Source organism: Nocardioides sp. JS614 (genome assembly GCF_000015265.1).
Classification (GTDB): Bacteria; Actinomycetota; Actinomycetes; order Propionibacteriales; family Nocardioidaceae; genus Nocardioides.
In genome coordinates this window covers 3,672,453-3,690,944 of the sequence record NC_008699.1, presented here as the reverse complement: position 1 = coordinate 3,690,944, position 18,492 = coordinate 3,672,453, and the positions used below count along the sequence as shown (strand labels likewise).

The window sequence follows — 18,492 nt, the reverse complement described above, 5'->3', positions numbered from 1 at the left end:
GGAGAAAAGCCTGTGAAGAGCGCCGTCGAGACCTTGAGCCCGACCCGGGCCAAGCTGACCGTCGAGGTGCCCTTCGAGGAGCTCAAGCCGAGCCTCGACGCGGCGTACAAGCAGATTGCCAAGCAGATCAACGTGCCCGGCTTCCGGCGCGGCAAGGTCCCGCCGGCCATCATCGACCGCCAGGTCGGCCGCGGCGCGGTCCTCGACCAGGCGATCAACGACGTCGTCCCGCAGAAGTACGTCGAGGCACTCCAGGCCAACTCCCTCCAGCCGCTGGCGCAGCCGGAGATCGAGGTCACCAAGTTCGAGGACAACCAGGCCCTCGAGTTCACCGCCGAGGTCGACATCCGGCCCGAGATCGCGCTGCCGGACTATGACGGCGTCGAGGCGCAGGTCGACGACATCGAGCTCAGCGACGCCGATGTCGAGGAGCAGGTGGAGGCGCTGCGCGAGCGGTTCGCGACCCTGATCGACGTCGAGCGGCCGGCCGCCGAGGGCGACTTCGTGGTCATGGACCTCGTGGCGACCCGGGACGGCGAGCCGATCGAGGGCGCCGAGGTCTCCGGCATGTCCTACCGCGTGGGCCGCGGCGGCATGCTCGACGGCCTCGACGAGGCGCTGGTCGGCATGTCGGCCGGCGACGAGAAGACCTTCCAGTCCGAGCTGGTCGGCGGCGACATGGTCGGCGAGGCGGTCGACGTCGCGGTCACCGTGAGTCAGGTCCAGGAGCAGGAGCTCCCCGAGCTCGACGACGAGTTCGCGCAGATGGCCTCCGAGTTCGACACCGTCGAGGAGCTCACCGCAGACGTCCGTGAGCGCCTCGGCCGGGGCCGTCGCCTCGAGCAGGCGGCCGCCGCCCGCGACGCCGTCCTCGAGCAGCTGCTCGACCGGGTCGAGGTGCCGCTGCCGGAGGTCGTGGTCACCGACGAGCTCAACGCCCGCCGCCAGAACGTCGAGCAGCAGCTCGCGTACGCCGGCATCACCATGGAGAAGTACCTCGAGGACGAGGGCCAGACCATGGAGGAGTTCGAGGCCGACCTCGAGCGGCGGGTCCGCGACGCGGTCGCCGCCCAGTTCCTCCTCGACGAGGTCGCCAAGAAGGAGGAGTTCGGCATCGACCAGGCCGAGCTCTCCGAGCACCTGGTGCGCCGCGCCCAGCAGTCCGGCCAGGACCCGCAGGAGTTCGCGAACCACATGTTCGAGCACAACCACATCCCCGAGCTGGTGCAGGAGATCCTGCGCGGCAAGGCGCTCGCCCGGATCGTGGAGGCCGCGGTCGTCAAGGACGGCTCCGGCAACGTCGTCGAGCTGAAGAACCTGCGTCCCGACGGCACCATCGGCGAGCCGGAGGACGAGATCGAGGCCGAGACCGAGATCGAGATCGAGCCGGCCGCCGAGACCGACACCGAGGCCGACACCGAGCAGTGACCCCTAGCCGGTGAGTGCACAACTGTGCACTCACCGGCTAGGGTGTCGGCCGTGAGCAGCCCCTCCGCGCCGACCTATCTCGACGCGCTCTCCCTGCTGTCCGAGGTCGCCGACGAGCTGGTCGTCCGCAGCGTGCGAGACACCCACGATGCCTGGGCCGGGCGGTTCGGCGGCTATCCCGGCCACACCGTCACGTCGGCAGTGTGCGGGGGCGTCGGCCTCGGCCTGCGCGCGGCCTCCGCGGGGCTGGCCCGGGTCGCCGAGACCGGTGTCGGGCCGCGCCTGGAGGACGGCCCGCGCGGTCGCTTCGTCAGCTCGGCCGTCAACGGGCTGATCGGCGACCGGTTGGTGGCCGAGCGACCGCGGCTCGCGATCCCCATGGCGGTCCGGTCGGCGGGCCGGGACGTGCCGCTGGACGCGCCGGGCCTCGCCACCGCCTTCCCCGAGGCCACGGGCCGCGTCGTGGTCCTCCTGCACGGCCTCTGCGAGAACGAGTCCTACTGGGATCGGGGCCGCGAGCGCACCGGCACGACGTACGGCGAGATGCTGGCGGCCGCGGGCTGGACCCCGGTCTTCCTGCGCGCCAACACCGGTCTCGGCCTGCGGGAGAACGGGGTCGCGCTCTCGGCGCTGCTCCAGCGGCTGGTCGAGGAGTGGCCGGAGCCGGTGCGCCGGATCGCCCTGGTCGGGCACTCCATGGGCGGGCTCATCCTGCGCGCGGCCGGGGCGGTGGCGCACGGCGTCGAGCGGCCGTGGACGCACCTCGTGTCCGACGTGGTCACGCTCGGGACTCCCCACCTGGGCGCGCCGATCGCCCGGGGGGTCGGGCACGGCAGCCGCGGTCTCGGCCGGCTGCCCGAGACGGCGACGTTCGGGCGGATCCTCGACCTGCGCTCGATCGGCGTGCACGACCTCGTCGCCGGACTGGCGCAGGACGTCCCGCCGCTACCGCTCGCCCGGTACCGGCTGGTCGCGGCCACCGTGACCGCCAGCAGGCGGCACCCCGTGGGGCACCTCGTGGGCGACCTGCTCGTCCGGGTGCCCTCGGCGTACGGCCGCGACCGCTACGGCGCGGAGCTGTTCCCCGACGCCGACGTGCTGCACGTGGGCCGCACCGACCACTTCGGGCTGCTCAACCACCCTGAGGTGCACCGTGCCCTCCGGGACTGGCTCTGCCAGACTGCCTGACGTGACCCAGTCGTCGAGGGCCGAGCGAGAGCTGAGCGCCGCGGCCACCATCCAGGCGCCACCCGAGCGGGTGTGGGCCCTGGTCACCGACTTCGACCGGATGCCCGAGTGGAGTCCGGAGCTGGTCCGGATGATCCCCCTCAAGCCCGGCGGGCTCCGGGTCGGGCAGTGGTACCTCGGCATCAACCGCCGCAAGGCGGCCGTGTGGCCCACGCGCAACGTCGTCTCCGCCCTGGAGCCGGGGCTCCGGATCGCCTGGGACACCGTCTCGAGCGGCGCCCGGTGGATCTGGGAGCTGACCCCGGACGGACCCGACGGGACCGCCACCCGGGTGGTGCACCGCCGGCCGGTCCCGAAGCGGCTCACCCTGGTGAGCAAGGTCTTCGCACCGCTCGCCCTGGGTGGCAGCGAGGGGCACGCCGACGAGCTCGAGGAGGCCATGGCTCGCACCGTGGCCCGGCTGAAGGCCGCCGCCGAGGCGTGACTTATCTGCTGTCGGCGAACAGCGGGGGATTGGCAGTGGTTCTGTCCTCCCTTCCGGCTAGGGTCGCTCTCGTGACCCAGAACTCCAGCCCACAGCTCAACGGCGGCGCGGGCATGAACGTGCTCGACGACCACATCTACCAGCGGCTGCTGCGCGAGCGGATCGTCTTCCTCGGCTCCGAGGTGCGTGACCAGAACGCGAACGCGATCTGCGCCCAGCTGCTGCTGCTCTCGGCGGAGGACCCCGAGGCGGACATCTTCCTCCACATCAACTCGCCCGGTGGCTCGGTCGACGCGGGCATGGCGATCTACGACACCATGAACTACATCCCCAACGACGTCGCCACCGTCGGGATGGGGCTGGCCGCCTCGATGGGCCAGTTCCTGCTCTGCGCGGGCACCAAGGGCAAGCGCTACGCGCTGCCGCACGCGCGGATCATGATGCACCAGCCCTCCTCCGGCATGGGCGGCTCGGCCTCGGACATCAAGATCCAGGCCCAGCAGTCGCTGCACATCAAGAAGGTCCTGCTCGAGCTGATCGCCGAGCACACCGGCCAGACGGTCGAGCAGATCGAGATGGACGCCGACCGCGACCGGTGGTTCACCGCCGACCAGGCCAAGGAGTACGGCCTGGTCGACCAGGTCATCAAGAGCGCTCGCGAGGCCGCCGACGACGGCCGCCCGGCCCGGCAGAAGGACTGACCCGAATGTCTGAGATGAACTACTACATCCCGCAGTGGGAAGAGCGCACGTCGTACGGCTTCCGGCGCATCGACCCCTACGCCAAGCTGTTCGAGGACCGGATCATCTACCTCGGCACGCCGATCTCCGACGACGTCGCGAACGCGGTGATCGCCCAGCTGCTCTGCCTGCAGTCGATGAACCCCGACCAGGACATCAGCATCTACATCAACAGCCCCGGCGGCTCGTTCACCGCGCTGACCGCGATCTACGACACGATGAAGTTCATCAAGCCCGACGTGCAGACCGTGTGCATCGGGCAGGCCGCGTCCGCGGCGGCGATCCTGCTGGCGGCCGGCACCCCCGGCAAGCGGCTGGCGCTGCCGAACAGCCGGATCCTGATCCACCAGCCCTACACCGAGGGCACCTTCGGCCAGACCTCCGACATCGAGATCCAGGCCAACGAGATCCTGCGGATGCGCGAGCTGCTCGAGAAGATGATCAGCGACCACAGCGGCCGCTCCATCGAGGAGGTCAGCCACGACATCGAGCGGGACAAGATCCTCACCGCCGAGGGCGCGGTCGAGTACGGCCTGATCGACGCCGTGCTCGAGTCGCTCAAGGGCACTCCCGCGGTGGCCGGCTGACCCGTCCGGAGTGTTCCTCGTGTCCGGCCCCCGGCAGGGGGCGGCAGGAGGTACCGTCGGAGAGGGCCTCGGCCCACCCATCGGCACCAGGATCGACCGCACAGCACGAAGCACTGCTCGACAGACCGGAGGATGACCGCCCGTGGCACGTATCGGTGACGGAGGCGACCTGCTCAAGTGCTCGTTCTGCGGGAAGAGCCAGAAGCAGGTCAAGAAGCTGATCGCGGGCCCCGGCGTCTACATCTGCGACGAGTGCATCGACCTGTGCAACGAGATCATCGAGGAGGAGCTCAGCGAGGGCGCCGAGGTCAGCCTCGACGAGCTGCCGAAGCCCAAGGAGATCTTCGAGTTCCTCAACTCCTACGTCATCGGCCAGGAGCAGGCCAAGAAGTCACTCGCCGTCGCGGTCTACAACCACTACAAGCGGGTGCAGGCCGGCCTCCAGCCCATGTCGGGCAAGCACAGCAAGGAGGAGGTCGTCGAGGTCGCCAAGTCCAACATCTTGGTGATCGGCCCCACCGGCTGCGGCAAGACCTACCTCGCGCAGACCCTGGCCCGGATGCTCAACGTGCCGTTCGCGATCGCCGACGCCACCGCGCTCACCGAGGCCGGCTACGTCGGTGAGGACGTCGAGAACATCCTGCTCAAGCTGATCCAGGCCGCCGACTACGACGTCAAGAAGGCCGAGACCGGCATCATCTACATCGACGAGATCGACAAGGTGGCCCGCAAGGCGGAGAACCCCTCGATCACCCGCGACGTCTCCGGCGAGGGCGTCCAGCAGGCGCTGCTCAAGATCATCGAGGGCACCACCGCCTCGGTCCCGCCGCAGGGCGGCCGCAAGCATCCCCACCAGGAGTTCATCCAGATCGACACCACGAACATCCTGTTCGTCGTGGGTGGGGCGTTCGCCGGGCTGGAGCACATCATCGAGCAGCGGGTCGGCAAGAAGACCCTCGGCTTCACCGCCGAGGTCCGCGGCAAGGCCGAGCGCGAGGCCGAGGACCTGCTCGCCCAGGTCCGGCCCGAGGACCTCACGAAGTTCGGCCTGATCCCCGAGTTCATCGGCCGGCTGCCGCTGATCGCGAGCGTGAGCAAGCTCGACCAGGAGGCCCTCGTGCAGATCCTCACCGAGCCGCGCAACGCCCTGGTCAAGCAGTACCAGAAGCTCTTCGAGCTCGACGGTGTCGAGCTCGAGTTCACCCCCGACGCCATCGAGGCGATCGCCGACAACGCGCTCGAGCGCGGCACCGGTGCCCGTGGCCTGCGCGCGATCATCGAGGAGGTCCTCCTCCACGTGATGTACGACGTGCCCTCGCGTGGCGACATCGCGAAGGTGATCGTCACCCGCGAGGTCGTCATGGACGGGGTCTCGCCGACCCTGATCCCGCGCGAGTCGGAGAAGAAGAAGAAGTCCGCGTAGGCGGACGTGGCAGCGGGTGCGTCTGCACCCCTGACCCCACCTGACTAGCCCGACTAGTCCATTCGGGTCATATCGCGCCTATCGTGGCGCGAAGGCTTGGAGCTACGTCGCTGGACCCGGGACACTCGGGAGCGATGAACGCCCGACGCAGGCCGCGCCTCTTCCTCGACCACAAGCCGCCCCTCGTGGCGTTCACGGTCGTGGCGCTGGCCTGCGCCCTGATGATGGTGTACATGGCCCGCAGCGAGGCCTCCCCGAGCTGGCTGCGCGCGGGCCTGGACGGCATCGTCGGCCAGCGGGTGATTGCGGCCACCGTCCTCGAGCACGACCCGGTGCAGGACTCGAGGACGATCGCCGCAGGGCCGCTGCCGGTCGGGCCGGCTGCCGGCTCCTCGGCGCCGCTCGCGGCCGCCCCTGCTGCTGTCGACCCGGCGCCCGCGGAGCACTCACCCGCGACCCACCGCCACCATGGCACCGCCACCGGCTCCGTCGTCGGCGAGGTGGTCCGCGAGGGTGACGACGACTCGACGGGGCCCGGCCACGGGCACGGTCACGCCTACGGGCACGGGGAGGGCCGGGGCGAGCAGCCGGACGTGACCACGCCCGGCCCGCCGCACCCGTCCCAGGCTCGCGACCACCACGACTGGCGCTCGGACCGGGGCGGCGACCGCGGCCACGGCCAGGGCCACGCGAAGGGCCACGACGGTGACCGGGGCGACCACGGGCACGGGCACGGGCACGGGCACGATGGTGACCGGGGCGACCACGGGCACGGGCAGGGCCACGGGCACGGGCAGGGCCACGGGCACCGCTAGCCCACGCGCCGCGGCTGCTACTCCGTCGGAGCCAGCTCCGCGTCCACGCTCAGCTCGGCCGCAGCCTCGTCGACGGTGAACACCAGGTCGCCGGTGACCTTGCCGGTCTTGCGCAGGTCGTCGGCGGCCTGCTCGGCCGCCCGGACCAGCGCCTGCGGTCCCCGGATCTCGACGCGGGAGAGCTCGGCGCGCATCGACACCTTGGCGTTCGACTTCGCACCACGGATGCCGATCAGCGCCGCCGAGACGGCATCGAGGGTGGCGGCGTCGGTGGCGGCGGCCGAGCCGAGCTCGACCACGGTCGGCCAGGAGGCGCGGTGGATGGAGCCCTCCTGCCACCAGGACCAGACCTCCTCGGTGACGTAGGGCAGGAACGGCGCGAGCAGCCGGAGCTGGGCGTGCAGGGCCAGCGCGAGCGCGGCCTTGGCCGAGGCGGTGGCGGCGCCACCCTCCTCGTCGTACGCACGCTCCTTGACCAGCTCCAGGTAGTCGTCGCAGAACTCCCAGAAGAACTTCTCGGTGGCCTCGAGCGCCGTCGTGTAGTCGTAGGCCTCGAACGCGTCGGTGGCCTTGGTGATCACCTCGGCGAGGCGGCCGAGCAGGGCGCAGTCGACGGGCTCGGAGACCTCGAACGGCGTGATGGCCGTGGCGCCGACGCCGCCCAGGACGAACTTGGAGGCGTTGAGGACCTTCATCGCCAGCCGGCGGCCGACCTTCATCTGGCTCTCGTCGAACGGCGAGTCCATCCCCGGCCGCACGGTCGCCGCGCGCCAGCGGACGGCGTCCGCGCCGTACTTGTCCAGGATCTCGGTCGGGACGACCACGTTGCCCTTGGACTTCGACATCTTCTTGCGGTCCGGGTCGAGGATCCAGCCGGACAGCATCGCGTGCGTCCACGGGGTCGCGTGGTTCTCGTAGTGGGCGCGGACGATCCGCGAGAACAGCCAGGTCCGGATGATCTCGTGCGCCTGGGTGCACAGGTCCATCGGGAAGACGCGCTCGAACAGGTCGTCGTCCACGCTCCACCCGCCCGCGATCTGCGGTGTCAGCGACGACGTCGCCCAGGTGTCCATCACGTCCGGGTCGCCGAGGAAGCCGTTCGGCTTCCCGCGCTGGTCATCGGTGTAGCCGGCGGGAGCGTCGGTGGACGGGTCGATCGGCAGGTCCTGCTCGCGGGGCAGGAGCGGGTGGTCGTAGTCGGGCTCGCCGTCGGCGTCGAGCGGGTACCAGACCGGGAACGGGATGCCGAAGAACCGCTGGCGGGAGATCAGCCAGTCGCCGGTGAGGCCGGAGACCCAGTTGTCGTACCGGACCTTCATGTGGGCCGGCAGCCAGGTGATCTCGGAGCCGTGGTCCAGCATCTCGGCGCGGACGTCGGTGTCGCGGCCGCCGTTGCGGATGTACCACTGCCTGGTCGCGACGATCTCGAGCGGCTTGTCGCCGCGCTCGTAGAAGTTCGCCATCCGGGTGGTCGGCTTCGGCTCGCCGTCCAGGTCACCGGTCTCGCGCAGCATCGCGACCATCTCCTCCCGGGCGGAGAAGACGGTCTTGCCGGCGAGCCGCTCGTACGCGGGCGTCGCCTGCGCGGAGGAGAGCCACTCCGGCGTCTCGCGGGCCAGTCGACCGTCGCGGCCGATCACGGTGCGCACGGGCAGCTGCAGGTCGCGCCACCACTGCACGTCGGTCAGGTCGCCGAACGTGCAGCACATCGCGATGCCGGCGCCCTTGTCCATCTCCGCCAGCGGGTGGGCGAGCACCGGGATCTCGACGCCGAACACCGGGCTGGTCACGGTCGTGCCGAACAGCGGCTGGTACCGCTCGTCGTCCGGGTGCGCGATCAGCGCTACCGCGGATGCGATCAGCTCGGGGCGGGTCGTCTCGACGTGCACGGCGGTGCCGTCGGGCCGGTGGTAGGCCACCCGGTGGTAGGCGCCGGGGTACTCGCGCGCCTCGATCTCGGCCTGCGCGACGGCCGTCCGGTCCGTGACGTCCCAGACCGTCGGCGCCTCGGCCAGGTAGGCCTCGCCGCGCGCGAAGTTGCGCAGGAAGGCCCGCTGGCTGATCTCGCGCGCCTTGCTGCCGGCCGTCGTGTAGGTCTGCGCCCAGTCGACCGAGAGGCCGAGCGTGCGCCACAGCTGCTCGAAGACCACCTCGTCCTCGACGACGAGCTCCTCGCACAGCCCGACGAAGTTCGGCCGGCTGATCGGGACCTGCCGTTTCGGGTCCGGCTTCGCGGGCGGGGTGAAGTCGGCGTCGTACGGCAGCGACGGGTCGCAGCGGACGCCGTAGTAGTTCTGCACCCGGCGCTCGGTCGGCAGGCCGTTGTCGTCCCAGCCCATCGGGTAGAACACGGACTTGCCGCGCATCCGTTGGAAGCGCGCGATCAGGTCGGTGTGGGTGTAGGAGAACACGTGCCCGACGTGCAGGCTCCCGCTCACGGTCGGCGGCGGGGTGTCGATCGAGTAGACGTTCTCCCGCGGCTGGGTGCGGTCGAAGGCGTAGGTGTCCTCGGCGCGCCAGCGCTCGCTCCAGGTGGCCTCGAGGCCCTCCAGTGCAGGCTTGTCGGGTACGGCTACGACGGCCTGCGGGGCGGTCGTCGTCTCCGGTGCCTGGTCAGCCTGCGTGTCGGTCATGGGCGAAATCCTAGGCTCAGGCCGCGGTGCCGCGGAAACCGGTTGTGACGGTGGACCCCCGGGTGGCTGACTTCCGCCTATGGCACACCACCTCGAGATCCTCGACGACGCGGCCGGGTTCCTCGACGCGGCGGGCGACCACCTGGCTGCCGAGCCGGTGCTGAGCACGGTGATCGCGACGGTGACCGCGCGGATCGCCGCGGCCGATGCGCGCGGGGTGCCGCACGGTGAGCACCCCCGCTGGTGGGCGGTCGTCCGCGACGAGACGGGCGCGGTGGCCGGCGTCGCCATGCGGACCGCGCCCTTCGCGCCGTATCCGGTCTACGTGCTGCCGATGCCCGACGAGGCCGCGGTGCAGCTGGCCCGCCTGGTCCGCGACCGGGGCGAGGCGCTCGCCGGGGTGAACGGGGCGCTGCCGGCCGCACGGCTGGTCGCGGAGGAGGCCGCGCGCTTGGCCGGCGGAGAGGTGCGCGTGCACGAGCACCTGCGGCTCTTCCAGCTCGGTGAGCTCGTCGTGCCGCCCAGCCCGCCAGGCCGACTGCGCCTCGCGACCTCGGACGACCTCGACCTGGCGCTGGAGTGGTTCCGGGCGTTCGGGGTGGCTGCCGCCGAGCAGGCCGGCCGGTCCGAGCCCCACGCGATGCCGGACCTCACGACCGACGACATGCTGGAGCGGATCGACCAGGGCGTGGTCTGGCTCTGGGAGGACGAGCGCGGCGAGGTCGTGCACCTCACCGCCGCGAACCCACCGGCGAACGGCGTCACCCGGGTCGGCCCGGTCTACACGCCCTCGCCGCACCGGGGCCGCGGCTACGCCGGTGCCGCGGTCGCCGAGGTCTCCCGGCAGTACGTCGAGCAGGGCGTGCGCTGCTGCCTGTTCACCGACCAGGCCAACCCGACGTCGAACCGGATCTACCAGGCGCTGGGCTACGAGGCCGTGGTCGACATGGCGAACCTGGTGGTCACCACACCAGGACCGGCTTGACGACCCTCCCCGCCAGGACGTCCGCGATCGCCGTGTTGATCTCGGTGAACGGATAGGTGGTCACCAGATCGTCCACGGGGAACTTCCCCTCGGCGTTGAGGCGCAGCATCCGCGGCACCATCTCCAGCGGGTCGGAGTCGCCCTCGACCGAGCCGCGCACGACCTTGCCGTTCTGGAGCAGGTCGATCGCGTCGACGGGGAACTCCGGGCGGCTCATGTCCAGTCCGAGCACCACCAGGGTGCCGCGCACGCCCAGGGACTGGCCCGCCTCCTTGAGGACCGCGGGCACCGCGGTCGTCTCGATGGCATACGACGCGCCGCCGCCGGTCAGCTCCTTGACCCGGTCGACGACGGACGTCTCGCCGAGCGCCGCCGAGTCCACGCCGACCGCGCCGAGCTTCTCGGCGGCCTCGAGCCGGCGCGCCCGCAGGTCCACGGCGACGACCGTCTCCACGCCGCTGGCCCGCGCGGCGGCCACGGCGGCCAGGCCGACCGCGCCGACGCCGTACACCACCACGGTCTCGCCCGCCTTCGGCCGTGCGACGTTGAGGATCGCGCCGGAGCCCGCCATGAACCCGCAGCCGTACGGCGCCGCCCGGGTCAGGTCGAGGTCCTGGTCGACGACGACCACGCTGCTGGCCAGCGCGACCGCGTGCCGCGCGAACGAGGACTGCCCGAAGAAGTGGCCGTAGACCGGTCCGGCCGCGCGGGAGTACGACGTCGAGCCGTCCGCCCGGAAGCCCATGTAGTTGAGCATCAGCGTCTGCTCGCAGTAGCCGACCAGCCCGTCGCTGCACCGCGCGCAGCCGCGGCACGAGGCCAGGCTCAGCACCACGTGGTCGCCGACCTCGATGCCGGTCACGTCCGCGCCCACCTCCTCGACCACGCCGGCGCCCTCGTGGCCGAAGACCCGGGGGAACATCTCCGCGGGGAGGGTGTCGCGCAACGAGAGGTCGGTGTGGCACAGGCCGGTGGCCACGATGCGCACCAGCACCTCGTCGGCGCGCGGGCCGTCGATCTCCACCTCCTCGAGCACGAACTCCGCTCCGGGACCGTCGACGACCGCGACCGTGGTTCTCATGACGAGCAACCTAGAACCTGTTCCACTTTCTGTCAGCAGGTTGACGGTCCCTAGACTCGTTGCACCATGAGCGACACTCCCGCGGGCCCCCGCCTCGCCGAGACCTTCGAGGAGGTGGAGGACGCCCTGCTGTCCCGCTGGCCGGAGACGAGGCTGGAGCCGTCCCTCGACCGGATCCGCGCGTTCACCGAGGTGCTCGGCGACCCCCAGTCCGGCTATCCAGTCATCCACCTGACCGGCACCAACGGCAAGACCTCGACGTCGCGGATGATCGACACCCTGTTGCGCGCGCTGGACCTGCGCACCGGCCGGTTCACCAGCCCGCACGTGGAGCGGATGACCGAGCGGATCTCGGTGGACGGCGAGCCGCTCAGCGACGAGGAGTTCGTGCGCGCGTTCAACGACGTCGCGCCGTACACCCACCTCGTGGACTCGAGCGAGGACCACCCACTGTCGTTCTTCGAGACCGTGGTCGGCATGGCGTACGCCGCGTTCGCGGACGCGCCCGTCGACGTCGCCGTGGTCGAGGTCGGGATGGGTGGGTCGTGGGACGCGACGAACGTCGCGGACGCGACGGTGGCGGTGGTGCTCCCCGTGGCGGTCGACCATGCGGCGTACCTCGGCGAGACGCCGGCCGAGATCGCCGTCGAGAAGGCCGGCATCATCAAGCCCGGCTCGGTCGCGGTGCTCGCCCAGCAAGCGCCGGACGTCGCGCGGGTGCTCCTGGAGCGGGCCGCCGAGGTCGGCGCGAGCGTGGTCCGGGAGGGCGTGGAGTTCGGCGTCGTCTCGCGGGTGCCGGCCGTCGGCGGCCAGGTGCTCGCGCTCCAGGGCCTCCGCGCCCGCTACGACGACGTCTTCCTCCCGCTGCACGGCGCGCACCAGGCGCAGAACGCCGCGGTCGCCCTCGCCGCCGTGGAGGCGTTCCTGGGTGCCGGTGAGCACGGCCAGGCCCTCGACGAGGACCTGGTGCGCTCCGCGTTCGCGGAGGCGACCTCGCCCGGGCGGCTCGAGATCGTCCGGCGCAGCCCCACGATCGTGCTCGACGCGGCGCACAACCCGCACGGCGCCGCGGCGACGGCCGCGGCGATCCAGGACTCGTTCACGTTCTCCCCGCTCATCGGTGTGGTCGGCGTGATGGGGGACAAGGACCACGAGGGCCTGCTCGCCGCGTTCGAGCCGGTCCTCGCCCACGTCGTGTGCACCCAGAACTCCACCGCCCGGGCGCTGCCCGCCGAGCGGCTCGCGGCGGTCGCCCGTGAGGTGTTCGGGCCGGACCGGGTCACGGTCGCACCCAGCGTCGCGGTCGCGCTCGAGCAGGCGGCCACGCTGGCCGAGGCAGGCGAGGCGTTCGGCGACCCGCTCGGATCCGGCGCCGTGCTGGTCACCGGCTCGGTGGTGACCGCCGGCGAGGCCCGCTCCCTCCTGGTCCGCCCGGAGCGGAAGAGATGAGCGGCCCGGTCGGTGTCCCCGAGCGGTCGCCGCGGCGCGGGATGTGCGCGGCGATCCTGGCCCTGGAGGCCGTCACCCTCGGCCTCACCACGCCGGTGATGATCACGGTCGCCGACATCGACGTCGCGACCGCGCTGTGGATCGGGCTCGGCCTCGCGGTCGCGTGCCTGCTGCTGGCCGGGATGCTTCGCGGCGAGTGGGCCTACAGCCTCGGGTGGGTGGTGCAGGGCGCCGCGATCGGGCTGGGCTTCGTGATCCCGCTGATGTTCTTCCTCGGCGCGATCTTCGCGCTGCTGTGGGGGGCGGCCTACGTCCTCGGCCGCAAGATCGAGCGGGAGCGTGCGGCGGCCTACGCCGCCGGCGGCTCAGAGGGCTGAGACCAGGGCGGACAGGGCCCGGTCGAGCTCCTCGTCGGTGACCCCGCCGAACCCGACGACCAGCCCGGTGAGCGTCGCCGAGCGGCAGTAGTCCGCGAGCAGGTTCACCTCGAAGCCCGCACCGCGGGCGGCGTCCCGGGCCCGGACGGCGTCGCCCGCCGGCAGCAGCCAGGTCGAGTACATGCCCGCGAGCGGGCCGGCCAGCTCGGCGTACGGCGCGAGCGCGGCCGCGACCCGCGGCGCCCGCTCGGCGTAGACCCGGCGGGCGGTGCGCACGACCTGGTCGACGTACCCGTCGCGCAGGAGCGCGAGGTACGCCCGCTGGACCGGCCACGGAGCACCCTCGTGGGTGACGACGCGGCGCGCCTGCACCCGCTCGCCGAGCTCGGGCGGAGCGACCAGCCAGCCCAGGCGCAGGGTCGGTGCCACGGACTTGGCGGCGGTCCCGAGGTAGGCGACCCGGTTCCGGTCCAGGCTCGCGAGCGCCGGAACCGGCGCCACGTCGTAGCGGAACTCGGAGTCGTAGTCGTCCTCGACCACGAGCGTCCCGGCGGCGTCCGCCGCGGCCAGCAGCGCGACCCGCTCGGGTCCCGGCAGCACCCGGCCCAACGGGTGCTGGTGGGCCGGCGTGACGTACGCCGCGGCGACACCGGTCAGGTCGGTCACCGGCGCCAGCGCGGGCAGGTCCCGCACCGCGCGCCCCAGGCCGCGCACGGTCTCGACCGCCGCCCGGTAGCCCGGGTCCTCCAGAGCCACCGGCCCGGGCGGCGACGCGGTCAGCAGGTGCCGCAGCCCGTCGGTGGTCCCGTTCACGACGGCGACCTCGTCCGGGTGCACGACCAGGCCGCGGGTGCGGGCCAGGCGATCGGCCAGCGCCGCCCGCAGCTCGGGCAGGCCGCGCGGGTCGTCGTACCCCCGCGGCGGGCGGGCCGTCGACACCTCCCGCCAGGCGCGCCGCCACCCGGCGGCGTGCCGCGGGTCGATCCACGGCGTCCCGGCGTCGAGGCGGACCAGCTGCCCGGGTCGGGCCGGCGTCGGGCGGGGCGGTACGCCGGCGCGCCCGGACCCGTCGGCCGCGACGAAGGTGCCGGCGCCGCGGCGGGCGGTCAGCCAGCCCTCGGCCAGCAGTTGCTCGTAGGCCTGCTCCGTCACCGCCCGGCTGACCCCGAGCTCGGCGGCCAGCGCCCGGGTGCTCGGCAACCGGTCGCCCCGTGCCAGCGTGCCGGCCAGGACCAGGTCGCGGATCCGCCCGGAGAGCTGCACGCCCAGCGGGCCAGGGGCATCGCGGTCCAGCCGGAGCGGCAGGGTGGGCATCGGATTGTCCTGTCGGAATCGCCTCGGATTGGCCCGTGTGCGCAGGCCACTTCTCCACGATCCTAGGGCGGTGACCAGCTCCACGCCCCGATCCCCGCTCTCGCCCACCGCCCGCACCACCGTCGGCCGCGGCCGCAACCGCGCCGTCGACGACCGGGCCGAGCTGCACCGGTTGCTCGAGGACGCGCTGGTCGCCCACCTCGGCGTGGTCGTCGGTGACCACCCGCTGGTCCTCCCCGTCGCGTTCGGGGTCGACCTCGACGGTCCGGACCGCGACGGCACCCTCTACCTGCACGGCTCCGTCGCGGCCGGGTGGGCCCGGGCGGCGGCGGGGGCGACGGTCTGCGTCACGCTGACCGAGCTCGACGGGCTGGTGCTCGGCCGCTCGGCCTTCCACCACTCGATGAACTACCGCAGCGCGGTCGTGGTCGGCCCGGCCCGGCTGGTCGACGACCCGGCCGAGCGGGACCGGGCGCTGGCCCTGGTCGTCGACCACATGGTCCCGGGACGTACGGCGACCCTGCGACCCTCGACCCGCAAGGAGCTCGCCGCCACCGCGGTGCTCGCCGTACCCCTCCACGAGGCGTCGATGAAGGCCCGCGCCGGTGGCCCGGGCGACGAGCCCGAGGACGTGGCGGCGGGCGGCTGGGGCGGCCACGTCCCGATCCGCCGGGTAGCGGGCCTGCCGGTGCCCGACCCCGACGCCGTCGGCCCGGTCCCCGCGGAGATCCAGCGGGCGGCCGAGTCCCGCGGATGAGCGGCCCAAAGCCCTGCCGCTGAGCGCCGAAGGGCCCTCGTGGCGGCCCCCTCGCCGCTCGCTAGGGTGCGGACCATGAGTCTGCGCACCCTCGTCCTCCTCAAGCCCGACGCCGTCCGCCGCGGGCTGGTCGGAGCCATCCTGTCGCGCTACGAGGCGAAGGGCCTGACCATCGTCGCGATGGAGCAGCGCACCATCGACGCCGCGGTCGCCGACCAGCACTACGCCGAGCACGTCGCGAAGGAGTTCTACCCGCCGCTGCGCGACTTCGTGACCGGCGGACCGCTCGTGGCGCTGGTGCTCGAGGGCGACAACTCGGTCGACGTGGTGCGCCTGCTGAACGGTGCCACGGACGGCAGCAAGGCCGCCCCCGGGACCATCCGGGGCGACTTCTCGCTGTCCAACCGCGAGAACCTCGTGCACGGCTCGGACTCCCCGGAGTCGGCCGAGCGCGAGATCGGGATCTGGTTCCCGGGTCTCTGACCTGACCTGACCTGACCTGACCTGGGGCCGCTCCGGGCCGGGCGGACGGTCCTCCAGTTTCATCGGCCGGCCGATGAAACCCGTGCCTGGACGACGAAGCTTCATCGTCCAGGCACGAGCTCCGTCGGCCGGCCGATGAAACTCGCGCCCCCTCTTGGGCCGGCCCCGGCACCGATTCCACCGGGCGGGCCGCGTGTCCTCCCCGGCGGCAGCGCCCTGCCTTCGTAGCCTGTTGTCACACCTTCCCCACCTGCACCACCGTCCCCAGGCGGCGGGGCTCCAGCGACAGGGCGACGCATGGCGAACAGCTTCATCGGCCGCGACATGGCCGTGGACCTCGGGACCGCCAACACCCTGGTCTACGTGCGTGGCAAGGGCGTGCTGCTCGACGAGCCCAGCGTGGTCGCCCTCAACGACACGACCGGCGAGATCCTGGCGGTCGGCCACGAGGCGAAGCGGATGATCGGGCGCACGCCCGACCACATCACCGCGATCCGCCCGCTCAAGGACGGCGTGATCGCCGACTTCGAGGCCACCGAGCAGATGCTCCGCTTCTTCATCCAGCAGGTGCACCGGCGCCGCTACTTCGCCAAGCCGCGGATGGTGATCTGCGTCCCGAGCGGCATCACCGCGGTCGAGCAGCGCGCCGTGAAGGAGGCCGGCTACCAGGCCGGCGCCCGCCGGGTCTACATCGTCGAGGAGCCGATGGCTGCCGCCATCGGCGCCGGGCTGCCCGTGCACCAGCCGACCGGGAACATGGTCGTCGACGTCGGCGGCGGCACCACCGAGGTCGCGGTGATCTCGCTGGGCGGCATCGTCACGAGCCTGTCGATCCGCACCGCGGGCGACGACCTCGACCAGGCGATCGTCGCGTGGATGAAGAAGGAGCACTCGCTGATGCTCGGCGAGCGCACCGCCGAGGAGGTCAAGACGACCCTCGGCTCGGCGTTCCCGATGGCCGAGGAGCCCGAGGCGGACATCCGCGGCCGCGACCTGGTCTCCGGGCTGCCGCGCACCGTGGCCGTGTCCAGCGCCGAGGTGCGGCAGGCCCTCGAGGAGCCGTTGCACGCGATCGTCGACGCCGTACGCACCACCCTCGACCAGACCCCGCCCGAGCTGGCCGGCGACATCATGGACCGCGGCATCGTGCTCACCGGCGGCGGCGCCCTGCTGCGCGGGCTCGACGAACGGCTCCGCCACGAGACCGGGATGCCCGTCCACGTCGCCGAGGATCCGCTCTGCTCGGTCGCGCTCGGCGCCGGCAAGTGCGTCGAGGAGTTCGAGGCCCTCCAGCAGGTGCTGGTCAGCGACCAGAGGCGCCACTGATGTCCCGCGAGCGCCGCTGGCGCAGCCCGGGCGAGCCCCCGCCCTCGTCGTCGGCGCTGTTGGTCGCCCTGGTGCTGGCCTGCCTGAGCCTGATCACGCTCGACCAGGCGGGCGACGGCTCGCCGCTGGAGCCGGCCCGGCGGGTCGCGGGCGAGGTGTTCGGCCCCGTCGAGGTGGCGGCCGCGACCGCGGTCCGGCCGTTCACGGCCGTGCCCGAGTGGTTCCGCTCGCGCGACTCGATGCGTGACGACCTGATCGCGCTGCAGGCCGAGAACTCCCGGCTCAGGTCGGACCTCGCGACCCAGGGCTACGACCGCAACCGCCTCGAGGAGTACGACGGCCTCACCGCGGCTGCTCGCAGCCTCGGCTACTCCCTCGTGCCGGCGCGCGTCGTCGGTCTCGGGTCGTCGCAGTCCTTCTCCAGCACGGTGACCATCGACGCCGGCTCGGACGCCGGCCTGCAGCCGGACCTCACGGTGATCAACAACGACGGCCTGGTCGGCCGGGTGCTGCGGGTCACCCGCACCACCGCGACCGTGCTGCTCATCGTCGACGCCGCCTCGGTCGTCGGCGGCCGGGTCGGGGAGAGCATGGAGGTCGGCTTCCTGCACGGCCGTGGCGTCCTCGGCGACCACGGCCGGCTCGACCTGGAGCTGGTCGACCAGACGGCCGTCCCGGCCAAGCACGACGCGGTGGTGACCTGGGGCAGCGAGGCCGGCGGCCCCTACGTCTCCGGCGTGCCCGTCGGGCGGGTGACCGCCGTCTACAGCAGCCTGCGGGAGACCTCGCAGCGCGCCGTGATCGACCCGTTCGTCGACTTCGGCGCCCTGGACCTGGTCGGCGTCGTGGTGCCGTCCGGCACGACCAGCGACCGCGCGATCATCGAGTCCGACGGGAGCCTGCGGTGACCGCCCTACGGGCCGCCGCGGCCGCCGCTGCGGTAGCGGTCGCGCTGGTGCTCCAGGTCTCGGTCTTCCCGCACCTCGCGTGGGACGGCATCGTCCCGAACCTGTGCCTGCTCGTGGTCGTCGGTGCCGCCCTGACCCAGGGCAGCTCCTTCGCCATGGTCCTCGGCTTCGGAGCCGGGGTCGCCCTCGACCTCGCGCCGCCGGCCGACCACGTCGCCGGCCGCTGGGCACTGGCGTTGGTGCTCGTCGCGTACGTCGCCGGCCGGGTGCGCCAGGGGGCCCGGCCCTCCGTCGGCACGGTGGTCGCGACGGTCGCCGCGTCGTCCTTCCTCGGCACCTCGGTCTTCGCGCTCAGCGGGCTGGTGCTCGACGACCCGGCCCTCGGCATCCCCGAGCTGCTCGAGGTGATTGGCGTCGCGCTGCTGTGGGACCTGCTGCTCACCCCGCTCGTGCTGCCGGCGGTGATGGCGCTGTTGCGCCGGATCGAACCCGATCGCGCGGTCGCGTAGGGCCG

General features: G+C 72.5%; 18 protein-coding genes. 15 read left to right on the top strand and 3 right to left on the bottom strand.

From position 1 onward, the window contains the following. Positions 1 to 12: 12 nt before the first annotated feature. From tig to NOCA_RS27185, 7 genes are all read left to right on the top strand, one after another. Entirely contained in the window at positions 13 to 1,428 is a 1,416-nt protein-coding gene (gene tig, locus NOCA_RS19095; protein WP_011756913.1) for a trigger factor, read from the top strand. Positions 1,429 to 1,479: 51 nt separating this feature from the next. Then, entirely contained in the window at positions 1,480 to 2,616 is a 1,137-nt protein-coding gene (locus tag NOCA_RS19090; RefSeq protein WP_011756912.1) for a lipase family alpha/beta hydrolase, read from the top strand. Position 2,617: 1 nt separating this feature from the next. Continuing rightward, a complete protein-coding gene (locus NOCA_RS19085) occupies positions 2,618 to 3,100 on the top strand; it encodes an SRPBCC family protein (RefSeq protein ID WP_011756911.1) in 483 nt (160 codons plus the stop codon). Between the two features lie 113 nt (positions 3,101 to 3,213). Then, the gene (locus NOCA_RS19080) at positions 3,214 to 3,801 is read left to right on the top strand and encodes an ATP-dependent Clp protease proteolytic subunit (RefSeq protein WP_011756910.1); all 588 of its coding nucleotides are present in this window, start codon (positions 3,214 to 3,216) and stop codon (positions 3,799 to 3,801) included. A gap of 14 nt (positions 3,802 to 3,815) precedes the next feature. Beyond that, positions 3,816 to 4,427 (top strand): ATP-dependent Clp protease proteolytic subunit, encoded by a 612-nt coding sequence (locus NOCA_RS19075; RefSeq protein WP_041546689.1) that lies wholly within the window; start codon positions 3,816 to 3,818, stop codon positions 4,425 to 4,427. Positions 4,428 to 4,569: 142 nt separating this feature from the next. After that, positions 4,570 to 5,850, top strand: coding sequence for an ATP-dependent Clp protease ATP-binding subunit ClpX (gene clpX, locus NOCA_RS19070; protein ID WP_011756908.1), 1,281 nt, complete (start codon positions 4,570 to 4,572; stop codon positions 5,848 to 5,850). A gap of 134 nt (positions 5,851 to 5,984) precedes the next feature. Then, a complete protein-coding gene (locus tag NOCA_RS27185; RefSeq protein ID WP_011756907.1) occupies positions 5,985 to 6,665 on the top strand; it encodes a hypothetical protein in 681 nt (226 codons plus the stop codon). A gap of 17 nt (positions 6,666 to 6,682) precedes the next feature. Here the strand turns inward: NOCA_RS27185 and valS are convergent, their stop codons facing one another. Next, complete coding sequence (gene valS, locus NOCA_RS19060) at positions 6,683 to 9,298, bottom strand: valine--tRNA ligase (protein WP_011756906.1); 2,616 nt, start codon at positions 9,296 to 9,298, stop codon at positions 6,683 to 6,685. Between the two features lie 79 nt (positions 9,299 to 9,377). Between valS and NOCA_RS19055 the strand changes: the two genes are divergently transcribed. Next, entirely contained in the window at positions 9,378 to 10,283 is a 906-nt protein-coding gene (locus NOCA_RS19055) for a GNAT family N-acetyltransferase (RefSeq protein WP_011756905.1), read from the top strand. Here the strand turns inward: NOCA_RS19055 and NOCA_RS19050 are convergent. Next, positions 10,261 to 11,364 (bottom strand): NAD(P)-dependent alcohol dehydrogenase, encoded by a 1,104-nt coding sequence (locus NOCA_RS19050; RefSeq protein ID WP_041546687.1) that lies wholly within the window; start codon positions 11,362 to 11,364, stop codon positions 10,261 to 10,263. The genes NOCA_RS19055 and NOCA_RS19050 overlap by 23 nt on opposite strands. Before the next feature lie 66 nt (positions 11,365 to 11,430). Here NOCA_RS19050 and folC point away from each other — a divergent pair, with 66 nt between their 5' ends. Both folC and NOCA_RS19040 read left to right on the top strand, forming a co-directional pair. Beyond that, complete coding sequence (folC, locus tag NOCA_RS19045; RefSeq protein ID WP_011756903.1) at positions 11,431 to 12,813, top strand: bifunctional tetrahydrofolate synthase/dihydrofolate synthase; 1,383 nt, start codon at positions 11,431 to 11,433, stop codon at positions 12,811 to 12,813. Beyond that, a complete protein-coding gene (locus NOCA_RS19040; protein WP_011756902.1) occupies positions 12,810 to 13,190 on the top strand; it encodes a DUF4233 domain-containing protein in 381 nt (126 codons plus the stop codon). Before folC ends, NOCA_RS19040 begins: the two co-directional genes overlap by 4 nt. On the opposite strand, the gene NOCA_RS19035 is transcribed toward NOCA_RS19040, so the two are convergent. Beyond that, complete coding sequence (locus NOCA_RS19035; RefSeq protein ID WP_011756901.1) at positions 13,179 to 14,504, bottom strand: aminotransferase-like domain-containing protein; 1,326 nt, start codon at positions 14,502 to 14,504, stop codon at positions 13,179 to 13,181. The two genes, NOCA_RS19040 and NOCA_RS19035, sit on opposite strands and share 12 nt — an antisense overlap. Before the next feature lie 70 nt (positions 14,505 to 14,574). On the opposite strand from NOCA_RS19035, the gene NOCA_RS19030 reads away from it, so the two are divergent. The 5 genes from NOCA_RS19030 to mreD all read left to right on the top strand — a co-directional run bounded on the left by NOCA_RS19030 (position 14,575) and on the right by mreD (position 18,487). After that, positions 14,575 to 15,261: a pyridoxamine 5'-phosphate oxidase family protein gene (locus NOCA_RS19030; protein WP_011756900.1), complete on the top strand. Its 687-nt coding sequence runs from the start codon at positions 14,575 to 14,577 to the stop codon at positions 15,259 to 15,261. A 75-nt stretch (positions 15,262 to 15,336) separates the two neighbouring features. After that, positions 15,337 to 15,744 carry a nucleoside-diphosphate kinase gene (ndk, locus tag NOCA_RS19025; protein WP_011756899.1) on the top strand — a complete coding sequence of 136 codons (408 nt, stop codon included), beginning with the start codon at positions 15,337 to 15,339 and terminating at the stop codon, positions 15,742 to 15,744. Between the two features lie 297 nt (positions 15,745 to 16,041). Further along, positions 16,042 to 17,070, top strand: coding sequence for a rod shape-determining protein (locus tag NOCA_RS19020; RefSeq protein WP_011756898.1), 1,029 nt, complete (start codon positions 16,042 to 16,044; stop codon positions 17,068 to 17,070). Further along, entirely contained in the window at positions 17,070 to 17,978 is a 909-nt protein-coding gene (mreC, locus tag NOCA_RS19015; protein ID WP_011756897.1) for a rod shape-determining protein MreC, read from the top strand. The genes NOCA_RS19020 and mreC overlap by 1 nt, the downstream gene beginning before the upstream one ends. Next, the gene (gene mreD, locus NOCA_RS19010; RefSeq protein ID WP_011756896.1) at positions 17,975 to 18,487 is read left to right on the top strand and encodes a rod shape-determining protein MreD; all 513 of its coding nucleotides are present in this window, start codon (positions 17,975 to 17,977) and stop codon (positions 18,485 to 18,487) included. Before mreC ends, mreD begins: the two co-directional genes overlap by 4 nt. The last annotated feature ends 5 nt before the right edge of the window (positions 18,488 to 18,492 follow it).

Coding starts and splice junctions, on each gene's coding strand:
- NOCA_RS19080 (WP_011756910.1), top strand. CDS start 3,214: ATGAACGTGCTCGACGACCACATCTACCAGCGGCTGCTGCGCGAGCGG.
- NOCA_RS19075 (WP_041546689.1), top strand. CDS start 3,816: ATGAACTACTACATCCCGCAGTGGGAAGAGCGCACGTCGTACGGCTTC.
- NOCA_RS27185 (WP_011756907.1), top strand. CDS start 5,985: ATGAACGCCCGACGCAGGCCGCGCCTCTTCCTCGACCACAAGCCGCCC.
- valS (WP_011756906.1), bottom strand. CDS start 9,298: ATGACCGACACGCAGGCTGACCAGGCACCGGAGACGACGACCGCCCCG.
- NOCA_RS19055 (WP_011756905.1), top strand. CDS start 9,378: ATGGCACACCACCTCGAGATCCTCGACGACGCGGCCGGGTTCCTCGAC.
- NOCA_RS19050 (WP_041546687.1), bottom strand. CDS start 11,364: ATGAGAACCACGGTCGCGGTCGTCGACGGTCCCGGAGCGGAGTTCGTG.
- folC (WP_011756903.1), top strand. CDS start 11,431: ATGAGCGACACTCCCGCGGGCCCCCGCCTCGCCGAGACCTTCGAGGAG.
- NOCA_RS19040 (WP_011756902.1), top strand. CDS start 12,810: ATGAGCGGCCCGGTCGGTGTCCCCGAGCGGTCGCCGCGGCGCGGGATG.
- NOCA_RS19035 (WP_011756901.1), bottom strand. CDS start 14,504: ATGCCCACCCTGCCGCTCCGGCTGGACCGCGATGCCCCTGGCCCGCTG.
- ndk (WP_011756899.1), top strand. CDS start 15,337: ATGAGTCTGCGCACCCTCGTCCTCCTCAAGCCCGACGCCGTCCGCCGC.
- NOCA_RS19020 (WP_011756898.1), top strand. CDS start 16,042: ATGGCGAACAGCTTCATCGGCCGCGACATGGCCGTGGACCTCGGGACC.
- mreC (WP_011756897.1), top strand. CDS start 17,070: ATGTCCCGCGAGCGCCGCTGGCGCAGCCCGGGCGAGCCCCCGCCCTCG.